The organism is Janthinobacterium sp. SUN137 (assembly GCF_030587265.1).
GTDB classification, from domain to species: domain Bacteria; phylum Pseudomonadota; class Gammaproteobacteria; order Burkholderiales; family Burkholderiaceae_D; genus Janthinobacterium; species Janthinobacterium kumbetense.
The window spans coordinates 294,910-314,005 of record NZ_JAPWHZ010000004.1 but is presented as its reverse complement, the minus strand read 5'-3'; the positions used below and the strand labels follow the sequence as shown (position 1 = coordinate 314,005).

Here is a 19,096-nt window from a genome sequence, read left to right as displayed (position 1 = left end):
CTATTTCCTCAAATCGATGACGACGGGCTTGATTTCTTCCGTCTGGAAACTCATGGCGGCCGGCACGCGCGAAGCGCTGTCGCCGGCACGCGCGGCCGGAGCTGCCGCTGCCGGGGCGCTTGGCACGGTGCGGGCTGGCGCGGGCGCTTCCTGCGCCACCTGGCGGCGGTTCCGGCTGGTGGCGCGCGTGGCGGGCTTGGTGGCGGCGGCCGGTGCGGCGGCCGGAGCGGCGGGAATCACGCGCCCGCTGTCGCTGCCCGGCACGGTGGCGATGACGGGGCCGGCGGCGCGCAAGGCGTCGTCGGCAAACGGCTGCGCGCGCGTATCGACGCCGGGCGGCACGGGCACGCTGGCGTTGAGCAGCCGGCTGTCCGTGTAAATCATGCGCGCCAGGCGGTTGTAACTGGGAAAGTCGATATTGAGCGAACGGCCATCGGCCGCCAGTTCCACGCGGGGGCGGTCGTTGCAATTGCCGACCGTCCACTGCAGCACGTCCGTGCCCTGGAACGCCAGCACTTCATAGCGGTAGGCGCAGCCGCGCTCCTGGGTTTCGACGATCACCACGGTGCGCTCGCCCACGTTTTCCACGCGCGCCACGCGGGCCGTGATGGCCTTATCCAGCGGCACGACGCGGAACGCCTGCGACAGCTTGATCGAATACTTGCCCTTCGGATCCTTGCGCAAGGTGCCTTCCGTGCCGTCACGCAAGCGGAAGGTGGACATCGGCGTGCCGAACAGCTCGGCCGTATCGAGGCCCATCAACACGCCGCCACGGCCATTCGGCGTCATGGCGCAGCCCGTCAACAGGACGCCGGCGGCCAGGCCCATGGCCAGTTTGCGCCAGTGCGCAGATGCAAAATTCTTATACGTTGCCATACTTGATAACTTTCTCTTATTTCGGGGTCAGGGATTGATCACGGCCAGCGGATTGCCCGGACCTGGCGGCGGCAAGACTTTCTGGCGGTTGCGCGACAGCACGGTGAAGGCGCCCAGGGTGTCCGGTCCGGCGACGATTTCCAGCTGCTCGCGCTGCAGCCAGGTGCGGATTTCCGCCTCCGTGGCCTCGGCGCGGAACAGCACGCGCGTGCGCACGCCCGTCTCGACGCCGCTGCCCTGTGGAGCACCATTGCGGAATTCCGCATTGCCGACGACGGCGCCCTCTTTCGGCAGGAACAGCCACGCCGACTGCACCACCATCACGCTGGCGGCCACGGCCGTGACAAGTTTGAGCCAGCGGCTGGAATTTGCCGCCTGCATTGGCACCTTCACCGGTGGCGAAGTAGCATCGACCGGAGCGATCTGCAACTGCTGCAGCCCCTGGCGCAACAATTGCCGGTACGCCACGCGGCCATCCGTGCCCAGCTCGCTCGACAAGGGCGTGCCCGTCAAGGCGTAATCGTCGCCCGGCAAGGCCACGCGGGCGATCACGCCCGGTGCGGCTGCCGTCCCGTTGGCGCGGCCATGCAGCTCCAGCCAGCGCGCCGCCTGCAGGCGCTCCTGGCTGAACACGCCCAGGCAGGCGCCCAGGTCCGCCACGGCCAGGGTCACCGGCATGTCGCACAGCACCAGACCCGCGCGGGGATCGGCGGGTGCGTCGCGTTCTTCGACGACGAGGCCGCAGGCATCCGCATACGCTGTGTCGGGCGTGACGAGCCAGCCGCGCCAGCGCTGCCGCGTGCTGTCCCAGGCGTCGAGCAGCACGGCGCCGAAGCCGGGGCGGCGCGCCAGCAGGTGAATCTGTCCGCCCGCGATGGGCCGCCCGGCCAGCGGCGCGGCATCGCTGCGGCGCGCGAAGCGTTGCATCAGGTGTTCCGGCACGGCGATGCCGCGCCAGTCGGGGGTGGCGCCCGCCACCTCGTCGTCCAGCACGTCGATGGAAGACGGGGGCGACGGCAGGCGCGCGGCAACGATGGCCAGGGTGGGCGTCAATGCATTCATGCCGGTGGCCTTTCATCCGGGTTCGAGGGAGGGGACGCGGGGTCCAGGTGCAGGGATAACGCGGCCACGCACAAAATATCCAAAACTATTTGCGCCGCCTGCATGTCGCGCGCAGCCAGGGTATCGCCCACGCGCAGCTTGAGCAGGCTCAAGACCCAGCTGCCCAGCAAGGTGGCGCGGTGGGCCGGCTCGACCACCTGGCGCCCCGCGCTGGCAGGCTCGCCCTTCTGCCTGTGGACCAGGCCCAGCTTGCCGCCGTGATAGTGCGCGGAGGCAATCTGCTCGGCCAATTCCTTGACGGGCATGCCGCCGCAGCCGCAATGGCGCAGCAGCAAGATCAAATCGCGCGGCAAGGTCGTAATGAAACTGTCGGCCGCCTCGCGCACTTGCTGCGGCGTAAGCTGGTAGTCGCGCAGCGGTTCCGCATAGGCGTCGGGCGCGCGCAACTCGCAGCCCTCTTGCGCATCCGCATCCTCCTCGATGCGCTGCTTGCGCAGCTGGTCGATGATGAAGCGCTTGAAGTACAGAAACAGGGCGCCGACGTGGTGGGGCGCGGCGTCGCTGTCGCTGTGCAAGACTTTTTCGATGAAGAACTGGTGGCGCAGATCGGCCAGGGAATCGCCCAGCGACGCCGCCTCGCGCGGGCGGCACGGGGTCAGCGCGGCGATGACGCGCTGGTAAAACTCGCCCAGTTCGCCTTGTGTCAGCTGCGGGCGGCGGGTCCAGAAAGCATGAATCCGTTCAAATTGTTCCGATTGCACAGCCGGTCCGATCGTGTGTTGGGCGCCACGCGCCACTGGCCGGCGGCGACGCGCACCGGCAAACAAGCAATACGCTGGCCAGACAAGAGAAACTTGTCAGTAAGGTAAAATGCATTTAAGCAATTTTCTCATATCACCGTCAAAATCGCTAACTTTTGTTACTTTCACGACAATTCCCGAGACGCCGATGCATCGCCTGATTTCCCTGTTTTTCAGCCTCATCTTTTTACTCTGCGGTAACGGCGTGCAAGCGGCCACGGGGAATGCCGCCAGCGGTCCCGGCAAGCGCATCGCGCTGGTGATCGGCAACGCGGCCTATCCGCAGCCCCTGTTAAATCCCGTGAATGACGCGCGCGCCATGGCCGAACGCCTGCGCCGCCTGGGCTTTGAAGTGCTGCTGCGCACGGACATCAATGCGGCGCAGCTGCAAAAGGCGTCGGCCGAGTTTTCCACGCAGGCGCGCGGCGCCGATATCGCCCTCGTGTTTTACGCGGGCCACGGCGCGCAGGCGGGCGAAGCCAATTATGTGTTGCCGCTGGGCGCCAACATGAATGCGCTGAGCGCGTCCGCCATCGCCGCGCAGGGCGTGTCCGTTTCCAGCCTAGCGGGCGACTTGCAGCGCACGGGCGCGCGCGGCGCCGTGCTGATCCTCGACGCTTGCCGTCAGGAATATACGCGCGGCGGCGCGGTGGTGGTTCCCGGCGGCAACGCGGCCAGCCACGGCTTTGCCGATACGGCCGCGCCACGGGGCGTGGTGATCGCCTATTCGGCCGGGCCCGGCGCCCTGGCCCGCGATTTCTGGTCGCCCGATTCGCGCAACAGCCCCTACACGAGCGCCCTGCTCGACGCGCTGGACGCTCCGGGCTTGCCGATGGGCGACGTGTTTTCACAAGTGGCGGCACGCGTCGCGGCCATGACGCACGACGTGCAAAAGCCCCGCGTCTCGTTCAGCGAAACGTCGGCGCGCCTGGTGCTGAACATGGGCAGCGGCAAGGGTGTCAGCCAGGCAACACCGGGCGTGCTGGCCTCGGGCAACAGCGGCATGCGCGCGCCAGCGCCAGCCATGGAGAAGCCGGCCGCACCGGGCGTCAAGGTGTGGCCAGGCAACGTACTGCAAGACATCAACTATGAAATCCGCATGCAGATCGCGGCCCGCCCGTTTCCCCGCCAGCAACTGGAAAAACGCGCGCGGGGCGGCGACCTGGTGGCGCTGACGGCCCTCGGCTATGGCATCGGCGGCGGCGACGCGGGCGTCAAACAGCCGAAGGTGGGCATGCAGTGGCTGGAAAAAGCCGCCGCGAAAGACTTTCCGATTGCCCAGACCTATCTGGCCGAATTGCTGATGGTCAAGGGCGACCCCGCCTCGCTGAAACGGGCGGGTGCGCTGCTGGACGCCGCCTCGCAGGCGGGCTACACGGCCGCCCATGCGTATAAATTCGACCTGGCGCGGCGCACGGGCGCGCCGCCGCAGGACGCAGCCCGGCATTTGCAGGACGCGTTCATGGGCTTGATGAAGGATTACCAGGGCGCCGCCAAAGACCTGATGCAGCCGCCCAAAAAATAATTTCAAATAATTTTGGATTTCCCTGAACTGCCCCCGTTATCCGTGGGTACATGCAATACAGCATGACAGTGACCAGGGAAATCCCATGCAAGCATCCAGCCCAGCAGCAATCACCACCGGCCAACGGGGCCGCATCCTCGCCTACCAAGCCAGCGGACAAGGTTCCGTCAGCGTGGCCGGCATTCAACATGCCTTCGACGTCGCTACCCACTGGCGCTCCGACGTGGCGCCCGCCATCAACGCCGTCGTCGACGTGCGTTTCAACGAGTCAGGCGGCCTCGATACGGTCAGCGCCGTGGCGACGCAGCAACTGGCGCAGGAAGAGATGGCCGGCGCGGCGAAACTGGCGCGCGACAAGGGCCAGCAGCTGTGGGGCCAGGCCGTCTCGGCATTGGGCATCAAGGTGCTGGCCAGCCTGGGCGTGCTGATCGCCGGCGCCTTTGTCTTCAACACCATCGGCATCCGTTTGTTCGCCTCCGTGTCGCGCACTTACTGGCAGTTGCTGGGCCTGTCCGCCGACAGCCTGGAAAGCTTTGCCCGCGATGGCGGCGGCGGTTTTACTTCGGCACAATTTTTCTTCCTGCTGGCCATTGCCGCCTGCTGCGCCACCATGGCCAGCAATCACCCGAAAGCGGCGCTGGGCAAGTGTGCGCCGCTGCTGTTCGTCGTCATCCACAGCAGTTTGCTGTTCATCAAGATCAAGGGCGCCGTCAGCGACGCGGGCAACGCCATGGGCGGCATCATGGGCTCCAGCGCAGCCCGCATGGCCGAGCAGATGGCCAGCGAAATGCTGGGCCAGGTCTGGCAAGGGCTGTCGTTCGGCATCGGCTTTTATCTCGTGCTGGCCGCCAGCATTGTCCTGGCCGCGTACGGCTATGGCGAATACAAGCGCAAAACCGTCGGCTAAGTCACCTATTACACACCCATACTGAAGGAAATACCATGAACCGCACTTTCCCCGCCCTGCTCGCCATCGCCGTGATCCTGTCCGCCTGCGGCAAGACAGATAACGCCACACCAGCCACTTCCGCCCCTGTCGCCGCGAATGTCGCGGACCTGGCCACCAAGGCGCAAGTGAAGGCCGCCGCCGCCAGCCTGCCGCAAGCGGACGCTGCCACGCCGACGTCCAGCTATGTCGACATCACCAGCGGCAACCAGTTGATGTACAGCTACATCGCCCTGTCCGGCGTGCCGCCTGACTACGCGGCCGTGGCGCAGCGCATCTCGCGCGAATATGCGGGCAGCAACGATGCCTTCCGCAAGCAGGAAGTGCTCGACGCCCTGAAACCGCAGATCGACGCCAAGGTCAGCGAAGCGAAAACCCGGCGCTACCTGCGCTACCAGATCAATGGCCAGGGCGCGCTGTCGCCGTACGCCATGGACAAAGCCGCCTTCCCGGCCAAGTTCGCCGAAGCGGGCACGTATTACTACATGTACGACAATGGCGACTACAAGCTGGCGTTCACGAATGGCGATGGCTATTCGCTGCTGAAGGTGGACCAGGATGCGGCGCGCAAGATCGAGGCGGCGCGCAGCGGCTACAAGGACTTCGCCATCGTCGTGTACGCCTACGCCCAGGAAGCGGACATGGCCAGCAACCAGGTCAAGGCGCAGATCGTCAAGGTGGCGATCAAGCTGAACGGGGAAGAAATTCCCGTCAACCAGGCGCAGTAGAACGGGCTCGGTTACACTGTTCGCCACATTGCATCGGGATAGCGACATGGGCGAACAGACACTGGCGGAACAACATCTGGCACAGGGCCAGCAACTGCAGCGACAAGGCAAGCTGATCGAGGCGATCAATGCCTACCAGGCCGCGTACAAGCAAGACCCGGCCCTGGCCGAAGCGCAGCATTTCCAGGGCCTGGCCATGCTGGAGCTGGGCCAGGGCGCCATCGGCCTGGGCTTGCTGAAACTGTCGCTCAAGCAACAGCCCGACAATGCCCTGTTCCACTACAACCTGGGCAACGTGCTGCGCGGCACGGACAGCGAGGCGGCGCTGGCCAGCTACGCCACGGCGGCGCGGCTGGCGCCGCACGAGCACGATTTCGCCATCAGCCATGCGGAATTGCTGATGGGAAAACAGCGTCTGCTGGAGACCATCGCCGAACTGGAACGGGCCCACGCCCTGCGTCCGCAGCGTTGGCAAACCCTGCAGGGACTGGCCGAGCTGTATTACCGCACGGGACAGCAGGAACTGGCGCTGGCCCGCTACGCGCAAGGCCTGGCGCTGCATCCGGCGCTGGCGCAAACGTGCTGCATCGGCTTTGCCAACCCGCAAGCGGAACAGGCAGAAACATTGACGCCGCTCAATGTCGCGGACACCCTGCACGATTTTATCCGCGAAACGGACTTGCACATCCTCGACGATTTCCTGCCCGACCCGGCCGCCTGGCGCGCGCAGGCGCTGGCGTTGCCGTTCGAGCAGCAGCGCTATGCGGGACAAAACTATCCGGGCAGCCAGACGGCGGGCCAGCCCAGTCAAGCCATCATGGAGCGCATCGCCACGGCGCTGGATCGCCCCATCCGTTTCATTTCGCCCGACAATGGCTCGTACCGCCTCAGCTATGCGGACGCCATGGCGCGCACGGATATCCACGTGGACAATGAGACGGGCAACAATTTCAATTTCTATGCGGGCGTGCTGTATTTGAACCCGCCCGAGCAGTGCCAGGGCGGCACCACCTTTTGGCGCCACCAGCCCAGCGGCTGGTACCGGAGACTGCCCGAGGCGGACGTCAAGGCGGGCGGCTACGCCAGCTTCAAGGACTTCCAGAAACGCTGGCTGCCGAACAGTAAAGTACAGAAATTCAACGACTTACAGGAACAACGCGACAGTTGGCAAGCCCTGCTGGAAGTGCCCATGCGCCACAACCGCCTGATCGTCTACAAGGGCCATTACTTTCACTCGATCAGCAATGTGTTTGGCGACACGCCGGAGAATGGGCGGCTGGTGCAGCTGTTTTTCTTTGAAGTGCCCGACTAGTACATATCCTGTGCCGTGGCGCGCACCGCTTTCAACAACATGTCCGCGCCCGGCGACAACAGATGATCCTGCTGGCGGATGATGCCGAAGGCATCCATCTTGCACGGCAACTCGATGGGCAAAATGCTCAGCACGTTCAACGATTCGTAGTAATGGGCCACTTCCGTCGGCATCACGTGCAGCGAATCCGTTTGCTGCAGCAAGGACGTAATCAGCAGCAAGGCCGTCGTGTCGACCACGTCCACGGGCGGTTCCAGGCTGGCGCGGCGGAACATCATGTCGAAGCGGTGGCGCAGGATACTGCCTTGCGGCGGCAAGATCCACGGCTGGGCCGCCAAGTCCTTCAATTGCAGATTCTTGCGCGACAGCAGCGGATGGCCATTGCGCGCCACGGCGCTGGCCGGCTCTTCCGTCAATTCCTCGTAGATCAGGCCGGCGCTGCTTTCCTTTTCCAGGATGCGCCCGATCATGAAGTCCAGGGTGCCGTGCTGCAGCATGTCCATGAGGGTATTGCTGTGCTCCAGGTGCACGCCGATGCGCATCAACGGCGCCTGCTGCTTGATGCGGGCAATCGCCCGCGGCAGCAAGGCCATGGCCGGCGTCATGATGACGCCCACTTCCACCTGGCCCGTCAAGCCCGACTTCAGGGCGACGATGTCGTCATGCGCCAGCGACAGGCTCGTCAAGGCCATGCGCGCGTGGCGTATCATCGTTTCGCCGTAGATGGTCGGCTCCATGCCGCGCGGCAGCCTGTCGAACAGGCGCACGTCCAGCATCTCTTCCAGGTCCTTGATTTGCTTGGACGCGGCCGGCTGCGTCATGTGCAATTCTTCCGCCGCGCGGTGGATGTTGCGCTGCTCGTCAAGGGCGATCAACAGCAGCAATTGCCGCGTCTTCAGGCGGGCTCGCAAGAACCAGTTGGGGTTGAGGGTATCCATGAATAAATCATATCATGATCGATATCGCTTCTAACTCAATATCGATGTTATAGATATCGGTGTGTCTCCTTTTTGTGTATCGTCAAGCAGCGTTCAGGATGCCTTGCAAGCGGCGCTGGGGTTGGCCGCCGGACCGGCCGTTTGATGGATGAATTCGATGGTGCCGTCCGGCTTGTATTTCAGCTCTTCCACGGCCACGGAGCGCCGGTATTCTCCGCCGCCGGGCAATTTATCGTTGTGATAGAAGATATACGACTTGCCGTTGAACTCGATGATGGCCTGGTGAATGGTTTTTACGATGGCATTCTTGTCCATGATGGTGCCGCGGAAATGCCAGGGACCTGTCGGCGTCGGCCCCGTCGAATACGCCGTTTCCTCGGGGAAGTTGCGCGAGTACGACAAGTAATACGTGCCCGCATGCTTGTGCATATACGCCGCTTCCGTGAACGCATCCATGCCGAAGGTCAAAATCGGGCCGTCCAGCTCCGTCATATTCGCTTTCAGCTTGGCGTACTTCAAGACCGTGTTGCCCCAGTACATGTAAGCTTGGCCATCCGTGTCGATGAAGACGGCCGGATCGATGTCGTCCCACGGGATCGCCGTCTGCTTCGTCATGTCGTTCGTGATCAGGGCGCTGCCGCGCGCGTCGACGAACGGTCCCGTCGGGTTGTCGGACACGGCCACGCCGATGGCCTTGCCGGGGATGGTCTTGTGGTCGACGGTCGAGTAAAAATAGTACTTGCCGTCGCGCTTGACGATGTCGCCCGCCCACGCATCCTTGCCGGCCCAGGCAAAAGTGGAAAAGCGCACGGGCGAGCCGTGATCCGTCCAGTTCGCCATGTCGCACGAGGAATACACGCGCCATTCATGCATGCGGTAATCCGTATCCGTGGCGCTCGCTTCATCGTGGCCGACGTACAGGTACACCCTGCCATTGTCGACCAGCGCGGCCGGGTCGCCCGTATAAATATCTTTGACGATGGGATTGGCCGCCTGCGCGCCGAATGGGGCGCAGGCGAGCGCCGCCGCCATGCCGATGGCTGCGGCAAGTTTTTTCTGTTTCAACATTGATTAACTCCCGTTGGTATTTTTCTGGCCCATGGCCATCAGTCTTTGCACGACGCAAAAGACGAACAGCAAGCCGCCGATGACGATCTTGGTCCACCACGAGCTGAGCGTGCCGTCGAAGGCGATCAAGGTCTGGATGGTGCCCAGCACCAGCACGCCCGACAGCGCGCCCGCCACGTAGCCGTAGCCGCCGCTGAGCAGGGTGCCGCCGATGACGACGGCGGCAATCGCGTCCAGTTCCGTGCCTTGCGCATGCAAGCCATAGCCGGACAACATGTAGAACGAAAACAGCACGCCGCCCAGCGAGGCGCAAAAGCCGCTGAACGCATAGATCAAGACCTTGGTGCGGCCCACGGGCAGCCCCATCATCAACGCCGACTGTTCATTGCCGCCGATCGCATACACGGCGCGGCCGAATGGCGTCGCGTGCGCCAGCCAGATGGCCAGCAGCAAGGTCGCCACGGCGATCACGACGCCGGGCGAGACGAAGCCGCCCAGGAATCCCAGCTGGGTCTGCGACATGGCCACGAACAGCGGGTCGGCTATGGTGATGGAATTGATGCTGATCAAATAGCACAGGCCCCGCGCAAGAAACATGCCGGCCAGGGTAACGATGAACGGCTGCAATTTGAAATAATGGATCAGCGCGCCCATGCTGGCGCCAAATACCGTGCCCAGCGCCAGCACGGTGACGATCACCAGAGTTGGCGGCCAGTGCGCCACGTTGAGCAGCCAGGCGGCGATCATGGTCGACAGGGCCAGCACGGAACCGACGGACAGATCGATGCCGCCGGACACGATGACGAAGGTCATGCCGACGGCGATCACCAGCAAAAAGGCGTTATCGATCAACAGGTTAAAGATCACTTGCGTCGACAGCAGGCCCGGATAGGCGGCGCCGCCCAGGCCCAGCATCACCACCAGCAGCAGGACCGTGACGAGCGAGGTGAAATACGGGGTGTGCAGCAAGCCCTTCATGCTTTTCTCCGATGCAGCAATTGCTTGAATTCCGACGACTGCGACAGGCAGACGAGGAAGACGACGACCGACTTGACGACCATGTTCACTTCCGGCGGCACGCCCAGCGAATAGATGGTGTACGTCAAAGTCTGGATGATGAGGGCGCCGATCATGCTGCCGACCAGGCTGAACTTGCCGCCGGCCAAGGAGGTGCCGCCCAGGGTGACGGCCAGGATAGCGTCCAGTTCCAGCATCAGGCCCGCATTGTTCGCGTCGGCGCTCTTGATGTTCGAGCTGATCATCAGCCCCGACAAGCCCGCGCAGGCGGCGCAAAAGACGTACACGAAGAAGATCAGGGTCGCCGTCTTGATGCCGGCCAGGCGCGCGGCGACGGGGTTGATGCCGACGGCCTGGATGAACAGGCCCAGGGCGGTCTTGCGCATCAGCACGGCCGTGATGAGGAACACCAACGCCACCAGGAACAGCGAGAACGGCAAGCCGAACAGATAACCGCTGCCGATGAAGAAGAACGGCTGATAGTAGACGGTGACGATCTGTCCATCCGTCAACAATTGCGCCAGGCCGCGCCCCGCCACCATCAGGATCAGGGTGGCGACGATGGGCTGCAAGCCCAGGCCCGCCACCAGCACGCCATTCCAGGCTCCACACAGCAGGGCCGCGCCCAGGGCGGCCGCCAGGGCCCAGCCCATGGGAATGTTGCTCACGTAAGTGGGCACGCCATTGTCCATCACCATGGTGCCGCCGATCAACATGGCGGCCACGGTGCCGGACAGGGCCACAACGGCGCCCACGGAAATATCGATGCCGCGCGTGGCGATGACGAGGGTCATGCCCAAGGCCGCCAGCATCAGGGGAGCGGCGCGGTTGACGATGTCGATCACGCTGCCGTACAAATGGCCGTCACGGATTTCCAAGTGGAAAAAGCCGGGGATGGCGAAGAAATCGACCAGCAGCAGCAAGCACAGCGCGGCCAGGGGCCGGCTCAGGGGGTGATGTAAAACGGTATGCAAGGCGGACGTACCCATAGTGGAAGCCGGACGCGCCAGCGGCGCGCTCGATGGCGTGGATAAACTCATGTGACGTCTCCGGCGATCACTTGCAGCACGGAACTGTCGTCCAGCTCGCCACGCGCATAGTCGCCGCAGGCCTTGCGGTCGCGCATGACGAGAATGCGGTCGCTGCAGCGCAGCACTTCCGGCAATTCGGACGAAATGAACAGAATCGCCATGCCCTTGCGGCACAGCTTGCTTACATAGCTCATGATTTCCTGCTTGGCGCGCACGTCGATGCCGCGCGTCGGCTCGTCTAAAATCAGCATGGCCGGCGACGTCACCAGCCAGCGCGCCAGCAAGGCCTTCTGTTGATTGCCGCCCGACAGGCTGCCGATGGGCGTCTCGATGCTGGCCGTCTTGATGCCCAGCGCTTTCACATATTCGTCGGCCAGCGCCTGCTGGCGTTTGAACGGAATGGCGCGCAGCAAGCCCGTGCGGGCCTGCAAGGCCAGGATGATGTTTTCGCGCACGGACAGCGACAGGATCGCGCCCTCGTGCTTGCGGTCTTCCGAGCAAAAACCGATGTCCCGGGCAATCGCGTCGCGCGGCACGTGAAACTGGCGCGGCTTGCCTTGCATGGTGATGCTGCCGGAATCGGCCTTGTCGGCGCCGAACAGCAGGCGCGCCAGTTCCGTGCGGCCCGAGCCGAGCAAGCCGGCCAGGCCCAGCAATTCACCCTGGCGAATGTGGAAATCCATGGGCAGCAAGGCGCCCTTGCGGCCCAGTCCCGTCGCTTCCAGCACGGCGGGACCGAAACTGGCGGCGCCCGCTTCTTGCGCCAGATCAAGCTCCTGCGCCTGCGTGTCTGCCGCCACGCCGATCATCTTGTTCACCAGCGCCAGGCGCGACAGCTCGCTGCACGCATATTCCCCTTCGCGCTCGCCGTTGCGCATGACGGTGATGCGGTCGGAAATGGCGTAGGTCTGGTCGAGAAAGTGGGTCACGAAAAGTATCGCCATGCCCTGCTCGCGCAGGCGGCGCAGCACGGAAAACAGCAGATTGACTTCCGCCTCGTCCAGGCTGGACGTGGGTTCGTCAAGGATCAGCACGCGGGCCGAAATGTTCAGCGCGCGCGAAATGGCCACCATTTGCTGGATGGCCAGCGGAAAGCTGAACAGTTGCGCCGTGACATCGATATCGATCTGCAATTGCTGCAGCAAGGCCCGCGCCTGTTGCTGCATGGAACGCCAGTCGATAGGGCCAAAGCGGCCGCCGAAGCGGCGCGGATAGCGGCCGATAAAGATGTTTTCCGCCACCGACAGGTTCGGGCACAGATTGACTTCCTGGTACACCGTGCTGATGCCCAGCAACTGCGCATCCGATGTGGAGGCGGGGGCGATGGGCTGGCCATCGAGCAAAATCTGGCCGCTGTCGGGCGTATAGACGCCCGTCAGCACCTTGATCAGGGTCGACTTCCCCGCGCCATTCTGTCCCATCAGGGTGTGCACTTCGCCCGGATACAGGCGCAGGGCAACATCGCTGAGGGCTTTGACGCCGGGAAAGGACTTGCTGATGCCGCGCAACTCCAGCAAGGGAGCTGGCGCGGCAGTGTGATGCGCTTGCGTCTTCATCATGCGGCAAGCTTAGTATTTACGGTTCGGGAATTCCTTGGCGGCCACCTCGGCAGGGAACACGCCTTCCACCGTCGTGATGCGCGCTGGCACCGGCTTGCCGGCCACCACGTCGCGGGCGATGGACATCAATTGCGGGCCCAGCAGCGGGCTGCATTCGACGGTCACGTTCAGCTTGCCGGCGATCATGGCCTCGAACGCGCCTTTGACGCCATCGATGGAGATGATGATGATGTCCTTGCCCGGTTTCATGCCCGCTTCTTCGATGGCCTGGATGGCGCCGATGGCCATGTCGTCATTGTGCGCATACAGCACGTTGATCTTCTTGCCTTCGGCCTTGAGGAACGCTTCCATCACTTCCTTGCCCTTGGCGCGCGTAAAGTCGCCCGTTTGCGAACGGATGATCTTCATCTTCGGATTCTTGCCCACCACTTCCAGGAAGCCCGCCTTGCGGTCGATGGCCGGCGCGGAGCCGACCGTGCCCTGCAGTTCGACGATGTTCAGCGTCGCATCCGGCGTTTTCTTGGCGTGTTCGAGCAGCCATTGCCCCGCGCGGCGGCCCTCTTCCACGAAGTCGGAACCGATGAAGGTGACGTACAGCGATTTGTCGGCCACGTTGACGGCGCGGTCCGTCAAGATGACGGGGATCTTGGCGGCCTTGGCTTCGCGCAAGACGGTATCCCAACCCGATTCGACGACGGGCGAGAAGGCGATCACGTCGACTTTTTGCGCGATGAACGAACGCAGCGCCTTGACCTGGTTTTCCTGCTTTTGCTGGGCATCGGCAAATTTCAGGGTGACGCCATCTTTCTTGGCGGCATCCTTGATGGAGACGGTATTGGCGGTGCGCCATTCGCTTTCGGCGCCCACCTGCGAAAAGCCCATGACGAGGGGCTTGGCGGCGAAGGCGGAAGAAGTAGCCAAGGTGGTGGCAGAAGCGGCCAGCAGCATGGCGCTGGCGAGGAGTGTGCGGCGTGTCAATGTCATTCTTGTCTCCAGTTTTTTTTGGAATACCATCACAGCCGGATGCCGGATGGGCGGTTTTTTATGAACCCATGGTAGGAGAAAGCAACATAGCCATCCAATCAATTCTTTTTCGCTTGCGATACCGATTTGCGTATCGGTAGAACGAGCCGGGTCCTTCTTCCCTCAGCGCAACAGGCGCAGCCCGTACAGGCCGCCCGCCACGGAATCCTTGCCGGCGACAAATTTCACGGTCAGTTTGCCGTTGCCAGCCGCCACCAGGGCCTGGGGAATGGCGATATCGAGCGTGTGCAGCTCTTGCGGCGCATCGGCCGCCACGGCGACCGTTTGCAGTTTCGTGCCGTTGAGCAAGACGTCAAATACGCGGCCCGCATCGAGTGTGGACAGGGTCAGTCGCAGGGTTTTCGCTTCGGCTTGCGGGTCGCTCAGTACATAGCTGAACCAGCCCGTCGCATGGCGCCAGTGCCGGCCCTTGTTGGCGCCGTTTTCTCCCCCTTCCGCCTGAAAGTTGTGGTCGGACTCCGGCTGCTGCTGTCCCGGCGCCACCTGGTCGATGGTGAGCGCGTCGAGCGCCAGACGCTCGGATTCCGCCTGGCGCGTGCTTTCCTGCAACTGCGCCAGCCTGGCCGGCGTGGATACGGGCCAGTACAGCATGTAGCGAGAGTCATGCAGGCGGAAGAAGGGAATCAGCCGCAAGGTGGCCGCATCCTTGCCCTGGATCAAGCCGGGCGCCGTAAACGTCAGCGGCTGGCCCTTCACGGGTTTGATCTTGCGCATGAAATCCTGCTCGTCGCTGACGAACAGCGGTGACGATTCCAGCGGACACACTTGCCCCTGGGCGATATGCCCCATGCGCGTGTCGTCGGCAAAATAGTTCAGTTGTTCATGGGCGAACGGCTGCGTCTTGGCGGCCAGCACGATGGGACCATGCAGCACGGCGTAATAATTCGACTGGTCCGGCATCTGTTCCAGGCGCGTCGTCATCGGCAGCACGACATCGACGCTGTCGCCCGACTTCCAGGCGCGCGCGATGGTCACGTACTCGCCCGGCACGCTATTCACGCGCAGCGCCTTGCCGTTGAGTTTGACGCGCAGCTTGCCCTTGGCTACCCACTGCGGGTAGCGGATCTTCAGGCTGAACGTTTTACTTCCTTGCACCGTGATGCGCGTCGTGTCCCGGTCAGGAAACTGCGTGCTCTGAATAATCTTGACGCCCTGCTCTTTCCAGTCCAGGGTGGACGCCATGAACAGGTTCACGTACAGCGCGTCGCCCTCATGGGCGTAGATGAACTCGCCATACTTGGCCTGGCTTTCGATGCCGGAACCCACGCAGCACCACATGCCCTTGTCCACTTGAGAATACACGCGGTAGTGGTTCGGGCGCATGGGCGTAAAGTAGACAAAGCCGCCCGTGCCGGGGCGCTGCGACGACAAAATGTGGTTGTACAGGGCGCGCTCGTAGTAATCCGCGTAGCGCACCTGTTCGTCGCGCTGGAACAGCTGTTCCGTCAGCTTGAGCATATTGTAGGTATTGCACGTTTCCGGCCCTTCGACCTCTTCCACCATAGCGGAAAAGTCGTGCTCGTCGTGGAAATGTTCCTTGACGCTGTTGCCGCCGATGGCCACCGTGCGCTTGTCGTGCACGGTTTGCCAAAAGAATTGCGCCGCCTGCTGCCAGTCGCGCCGGCCCGTCAATGCACCGATGCGCTCGAAGCCGATCACCTTCGGGATTTGCGTATTCGCATGCAAGCCCGTCAATTTGTCCTGTTGCGCCACCAACGGTTGCAATATGGCCTGGTGCGAAAAGCGCACGGCCAGGTCCAGGTAGCGCTGCTCGCCCGTCATGGCGTAGACGTCGGCCAGCACTTCATTCATGCCGCCGTGCTCGGCGCGCAGCATCGCTTGCATCTGCGCATCCGTGAGCGAGGCCGAGAGTTTCACGGCCCAGTCCGACAAGGCGATCAGCATGGTTTTTGCTTGCTCGCTGCCCGCCTGCTGATACGCGTCGCGCAAGCCGGCAAACACCTTGTGCAGGTTGTACCACGGCACCCAGCGCCCATTGACGGAAAAGGTGTCGGCCTGCATGTCTCCCTTGGCGATGGCTTGCCAGGCGGCGCTGCCGTCGGGAATGCCGCCCAGATAGCCGTTGCCATTGGCGTCCTGGCATTGCTTCAGCTCCGCCAGCATGTAGTCGAGGCGTTCGCGCGCCTGCGCATCGCCCGTGGACGCCACCATCAGCGCCAGCGCGGACAGATAATGCCCGCCCAGGTGGCCATCCAGGCCCGTCGATTCCCAGTTGCCATAGCTGGGCTGCACCTGCGGCAAGCCCGCCTCGCGGCGGAACGGCGCCAGCAATTTATCGGGCTCGAAGGCCAGCAGGTAGTGCAAGTCCGTCGTCTGCGCATCGAGAAACGGTCCCGTCCCCAGGCGCACGGACGCGAGGGGAAACAATTCCGCTGCCTGCAGGACAGGCGTGGCCAGGCCGCCGGCGGCCAGCGCCAGCGTCAACAAGGTCTTTTGCATGGCGCGCCCTTAGGGTTTGGCGGCCGGCAATTCGCGGCTGCGATAGCGGTTCAAGTCGCGGGGATCGACTTGCGGCCAGCCGTCCTTGTCCCACGTCATGGGCAGGATCTTGAGCTTCTGCAAGTAATTGTCCGCCGTTTCATACGCGTGCAGCACCAGGTAATCCTTGCCGTCAAACGTGTAGGCGCTGTTGTGGCCCAGGCCCTGCCAGTCCTTGTCACCCTGCAGCAGCACCGTGCCGCCGCCCTGCGCCATGTCGCGGCCATCCCTGTCCAGGTAAGGGCCCGTCACGCTGGTCGAGCGGCCCACGGCCAGGTGATACGTGCTTTTTTCCTTCTGGCAGCACAAGCCCCACGAGACGAACAAGAAGTAATCGTTGCCGCGCTGGAAGATGAACGGCGCTTCAATTTCCTCGGGTGCGGGCTTGAATTCGCCGGCCCTTGGCGGCAGCGGTGCGCGGCGCGCCAACGAGTGCCACTCTTGCGGTTCCGCAATACGGGTCCAGTCGGGCGTCAATTTCACCAGCTTGATGCCGTTCCAGAACGAGCCGAAGGACATCCACGGCGTGCCGTGCTTGTCCGTGATGATGTTCGAATCGATGGCGTTCCACTCGTCGCGCTCGGGCACGGATTGCAGCAGCATGCCCTGGTCCACCCAGCGGTAATCGGGCGAACGGGGATTCAAGGTGGTGTTGACGGTCACGCCGATGCCCGACGTATTCTTGCCGAAGCCGGACACCGAGTAGTACAGGTAATATTTTCCGTCATGAAATTGCACGTCGGGCGCCCAGATATGGTCGTCAAACGATGGCGCGGCCGTCCTGGCCCAGGTCGGCTGGCCCGCGAAGACGCGCCCTTCCGGTTGCCAGTCGACCATGTTTGTCGAGCTGTAAAAGGTGATGCCGGGACCCGTGCTGTACAGATAATAGGTGTCGCCTTCCTTGGCCATCACGGGGTCGTGCACGCTGACCTGGGCCGCGTGCGCGGCAGCCATGATCGCCAGGGTGCTCAGGATGGCGGCCATGCCGCGCGTCAACATGTGCATCGTCTTCTCCAAAATGGTCAGCCGGCCCATCATGCGGGCCGGCTTGATGAATGACAAGGGGTGGCAGGCTAGTCGACCGCCACCACGACGACGGCCTTGGCGGGCACCGACACGGTCAGCTTGCCGCCTTGCGCCTTGGCATTAAACGCCACGGGCTGCACGGCTTGCGGTTGCGCAAAGCTGTTGACGGCGTCCATCTTGCCGGCGGTCAGCACGCGGCCAGTCACGGCCGTCACTTTTTGCCCCGCCAGCACCACGCTCACGTCGACAGCCTTGTACGGGTTCGTGTTGACCAAGGACAAGTACACCTTGCCATCCTTGGCGCGCGCGGCCGAGGCGCTCACTTCCGGAATGCTGACCTTGCCCAGGCTGTACTTGCCATTGCCGCTGATGGCGACCGGTAACGATGTGGCATCCTGGAACGGCACGTACATTTCAAACGCGTGATACGTGGGCGTGAGGAAATATTTATCCTTGTCCGTGATGATCATCGCCTGCAGCACATTGACCATTTGCGCGATATTCGTCATGCGCACGCGATCCGCATGGGCGTGGAAGATGTTGAAATTCAAGGCGGCGACGAGGGCGTCGCGCAAGCTGTTTTGCTGGAACAGGAAACCCGTGTTGGTGCCCGGCTCCACGTCGTACCAGGTGCCCCATTCATCGACGTACAAGCCCGTCTTTTTCGAGGGATCGTTCTTGTCGATGGCGGCGAGATTGTTCTTGATCAAGCTATCGATGCGCAGGGTGCGGCTCAAGGTGGAAATCCATTCGTTTTCGCCAAAGCCCGTGGCCGCGCCCTTCTTTTCCCACACGCCCGTCGGCACCGTGTAGTAGTGGAAACTGATGGCGTCCATCATGTTCGGCTTGATTTCGCGGCTCAGGGTGCTGGACCAGCTGATGTCGTCGTCATTGCCGCCGCTGGCGATGAATTTCGGGCGCGCGCTTTCCGGCGTCTTCATGAAGGTGTGATAGTGCTTGTACAGGTCGGCGTAGTACTGCGGGCGCATATTGCCGCCGCAACCCCAGGCTTCATTGCCGATGCCAAAGTAATCGACTTTATACGGCTGGGCGCGGCCATTCTTGCGGCGCAGCTCGGCCAGGGTGGACTTGCTGTCCGACGTCATGTATTCCAGCCATTCGGACATTTCCTGCGGCGTGCCGGAACCGAGGTTGCCGTTGATATAGGTCTGTGCGCCCAGCAACTCGGCCAGGTCGAAGAATTCGTGCGTGCCGACGGCGTTCGATTCTTCCACGCCGCCCCAGTTGGTATTGACCTTGGTCGGCCGCTTCTCGCGCGCGCCGATGCCATCCTTCCAGTGGTATTCATCGGCAAAGCAGCCGCCCGGCCAGCGCACCAGGGGCACGTGCAACTGTTTCAGCGCGCCCAGCACGTCGTTGCGCCAGCCTTTGGTATTCGGAATCGGCGAATCCGGCCCCACCCACATGCCTTCATAGATGCCCGTGCCCAGGTGTTCGGCGAACTGGGCGTAGATGTTTTTATTGATCACGGAACCAGGCTTGGCCGCGTCGATGGTGACGCTGACGGGGGCGGCAAAGGCGCTGCCGACGGCCATGGCCAGGCTGAGGGCCACGATGCTGGTGTTGATACATTTCATGCTGTCTCCTGTTTTTAAGTGAAAAGCAAGGGCCGGGATCGACCCGGCAATGGATGTGGCGATGCCT

Annotated in this window: 16 protein-coding genes; 4 read left to right on the top strand and 12 right to left on the bottom strand. The window is 63.1% G+C overall.

Going from position 1 to position 19,096, the window contains the following annotated elements:
* The 3 genes from O3298_RS21835 to O3298_RS21825 all read right to left on the bottom strand — a co-directional run bounded on the left by O3298_RS21835 (position 1) and on the right by O3298_RS21825 (position 2,699).
* The gene (locus tag O3298_RS21835; protein ID WP_305060539.1) at positions 1-828 is read right to left on the bottom strand and encodes a hypothetical protein; all 828 of its coding nucleotides are present in this window, start codon (positions 826-828) and stop codon (positions 1-3) included.
* Positions 829-903: 75 nt separating this feature from the next.
* Positions 904-1,938 (bottom strand): hypothetical protein, encoded by a 1,035-nt coding sequence (locus O3298_RS21830; protein ID WP_305060538.1) that lies wholly within the window; start codon positions 1,936-1,938, stop codon positions 904-906.
* Positions 1,935-2,699, bottom strand: a complete 765-nt coding sequence (locus O3298_RS21825) for a hypothetical protein (RefSeq protein WP_305060537.1) — start codon at positions 2,697-2,699, stop codon at positions 1,935-1,937. The genes O3298_RS21830 and O3298_RS21825 overlap by 4 nt, the downstream gene beginning before the upstream one ends.
* Positions 2,700-2,886: 187 nt before the next feature.
* On the opposite strand from O3298_RS21825, the gene O3298_RS21820 reads away from it, so the two are divergent.
* The 4 genes from O3298_RS21820 to O3298_RS21805 all read left to right on the top strand — a co-directional run bounded on the left by O3298_RS21820 (position 2,887) and on the right by O3298_RS21805 (position 7,249).
* A complete protein-coding gene (locus O3298_RS21820; protein WP_305060536.1) occupies positions 2,887-4,263 on the top strand; it encodes a caspase family protein in 1,377 nt (458 codons plus the stop codon).
* An 85-nt stretch (positions 4,264-4,348) separates the two neighbouring features.
* Positions 4,349-5,170, top strand: coding sequence for a hypothetical protein (locus O3298_RS21815; protein ID WP_305060535.1), 822 nt, complete (start codon positions 4,349-4,351; stop codon positions 5,168-5,170).
* Between the two features lie 35 nt (positions 5,171-5,205).
* Positions 5,206-5,937, top strand: coding sequence for a hypothetical protein (locus O3298_RS21810; RefSeq protein WP_305060534.1), 732 nt, complete (start codon positions 5,206-5,208; stop codon positions 5,935-5,937).
* Positions 5,938-5,983: 46 nt separating this feature from the next.
* Complete coding sequence (locus O3298_RS21805; RefSeq protein ID WP_305060533.1) at positions 5,984-7,249, top strand: DUF6445 family protein; 1,266 nt, start codon at positions 5,984-5,986, stop codon at positions 7,247-7,249.
* On the opposite strand, the gene O3298_RS21800 is transcribed toward O3298_RS21805, so the two are convergent.
* The 9 genes from O3298_RS21800 to O3298_RS21760 form a co-directional block, all read right to left on the bottom strand.
* Complete coding sequence (locus tag O3298_RS21800) at positions 7,246-8,187, bottom strand: LysR family transcriptional regulator (RefSeq protein ID WP_305060532.1); 942 nt, start codon at positions 8,185-8,187, stop codon at positions 7,246-7,248. The genes O3298_RS21805 and O3298_RS21800 overlap by 4 nt on opposite strands.
* A gap of 93 nt (positions 8,188-8,280) precedes the next feature.
* Positions 8,281-9,255 (bottom strand): glycoside hydrolase family 43 protein, encoded by a 975-nt coding sequence (locus O3298_RS21795; RefSeq protein ID WP_305060531.1) that lies wholly within the window; start codon positions 9,253-9,255, stop codon positions 8,281-8,283.
* 3 nt (positions 9,256-9,258) lie between these two features.
* The gene (gene yjfF, locus O3298_RS21790) at positions 9,259-10,233 is read right to left on the bottom strand and encodes a galactofuranose ABC transporter, permease protein YjfF (RefSeq protein ID WP_305060530.1); all 975 of its coding nucleotides are present in this window, start codon (positions 10,231-10,233) and stop codon (positions 9,259-9,261) included.
* Positions 10,230-11,261, bottom strand: a complete 1,032-nt coding sequence (locus O3298_RS21785; protein ID WP_289906101.1) for an ABC transporter permease — start codon at positions 11,259-11,261, stop codon at positions 10,230-10,232. The genes yjfF and O3298_RS21785 overlap by 4 nt, the downstream gene beginning before the upstream one ends.
* 47 nt (positions 11,262-11,308) lie before the next feature.
* Entirely contained in the window at positions 11,309-12,862 is a 1,554-nt protein-coding gene (locus O3298_RS21780) for a sugar ABC transporter ATP-binding protein (protein WP_289912491.1), read from the bottom strand.
* A 9-nt stretch (positions 12,863-12,871) separates the two neighbouring features.
* Positions 12,872-13,846, bottom strand: a complete 975-nt coding sequence (locus O3298_RS21775; RefSeq protein WP_077398584.1) for an ABC transporter substrate-binding protein — start codon at positions 13,844-13,846, stop codon at positions 12,872-12,874.
* Between the two features lie 162 nt (positions 13,847-14,008).
* Complete coding sequence (locus tag O3298_RS21770) at positions 14,009-16,366, bottom strand: glycoside hydrolase family 127 protein (protein ID WP_305060529.1); 2,358 nt, start codon at positions 16,364-16,366, stop codon at positions 14,009-14,011.
* A gap of 9 nt (positions 16,367-16,375) precedes the next feature.
* Positions 16,376-17,410 carry an arabinan endo-1,5-alpha-L-arabinosidase gene (locus O3298_RS21765; RefSeq protein ID WP_305060528.1) on the bottom strand — a complete coding sequence of 345 codons (1,035 nt, stop codon included), beginning with the start codon at positions 17,408-17,410 and terminating at the stop codon, positions 16,376-16,378.
* 68 nt (positions 17,411-17,478) lie between these two features.
* Positions 17,479-19,029, bottom strand: coding sequence for an alpha-N-arabinofuranosidase (locus O3298_RS21760; protein WP_305060527.1), 1,551 nt, complete (start codon positions 19,027-19,029; stop codon positions 17,479-17,481).
* Positions 19,030-19,096: the final 67 nt, after the last annotated feature.

Bases quoted from the DNA above. Each gene is read 5' to 3' on its own strand.
- O3298_RS21835 (WP_305060539.1), bottom strand. From the start codon at position 828: ATGGGCCTGGCCGCCGGCGTCCTGTTGACGGGCTGCGCCATGACGCCG.
- O3298_RS21830 (WP_305060538.1), bottom strand. From the start codon at position 1,938: ATGAATGCATTGACGCCCACCCTGGCCATCGTTGCCGCGCGCCTGCCG.
- O3298_RS21820 (WP_305060536.1), top strand. From the start codon at position 2,887: ATGCATCGCCTGATTTCCCTGTTTTTCAGCCTCATCTTTTTACTCTGC.
- O3298_RS21815 (WP_305060535.1), top strand. From the start codon at position 4,349: ATGCAAGCATCCAGCCCAGCAGCAATCACCACCGGCCAACGGGGCCGC.
- O3298_RS21810 (WP_305060534.1), top strand. From the start codon at position 5,206: ATGAACCGCACTTTCCCCGCCCTGCTCGCCATCGCCGTGATCCTGTCC.
- O3298_RS21805 (WP_305060533.1), top strand. From the start codon at position 5,984: ATGGGCGAACAGACACTGGCGGAACAACATCTGGCACAGGGCCAGCAA.
- O3298_RS21800 (WP_305060532.1), bottom strand. From the start codon at position 8,187: ATGGATACCCTCAACCCCAACTGGTTCTTGCGAGCCCGCCTGAAGACG.
- O3298_RS21795 (WP_305060531.1), bottom strand. From the start codon at position 9,255: ATGTTGAAACAGAAAAAACTTGCCGCAGCCATCGGCATGGCGGCGGCG.
- yjfF (WP_305060530.1), bottom strand. From the start codon at position 10,233: ATGAAGGGCTTGCTGCACACCCCGTATTTCACCTCGCTCGTCACGGTC.
- O3298_RS21785 (WP_289906101.1), bottom strand. From the start codon at position 11,261: ATGGGTACGTCCGCCTTGCATACCGTTTTACATCACCCCCTGAGCCGG.
- O3298_RS21780 (WP_289912491.1), bottom strand. From the start codon at position 12,862: ATGATGAAGACGCAAGCGCATCACACTGCCGCGCCAGCTCCCTTGCTG.
- O3298_RS21775 (WP_077398584.1), bottom strand. From the start codon at position 13,846: ATGACATTGACACGCCGCACACTCCTCGCCAGCGCCATGCTGCTGGCC.
- O3298_RS21770 (WP_305060529.1), bottom strand. From the start codon at position 16,366: ATGCAAAAGACCTTGTTGACGCTGGCGCTGGCCGCCGGCGGCCTGGCC.
- O3298_RS21765 (WP_305060528.1), bottom strand. From the start codon at position 17,410: ATGCACATGTTGACGCGCGGCATGGCCGCCATCCTGAGCACCCTGGCG.
- O3298_RS21760 (WP_305060527.1), bottom strand. From the start codon at position 19,029: ATGAAATGTATCAACACCAGCATCGTGGCCCTCAGCCTGGCCATGGCC.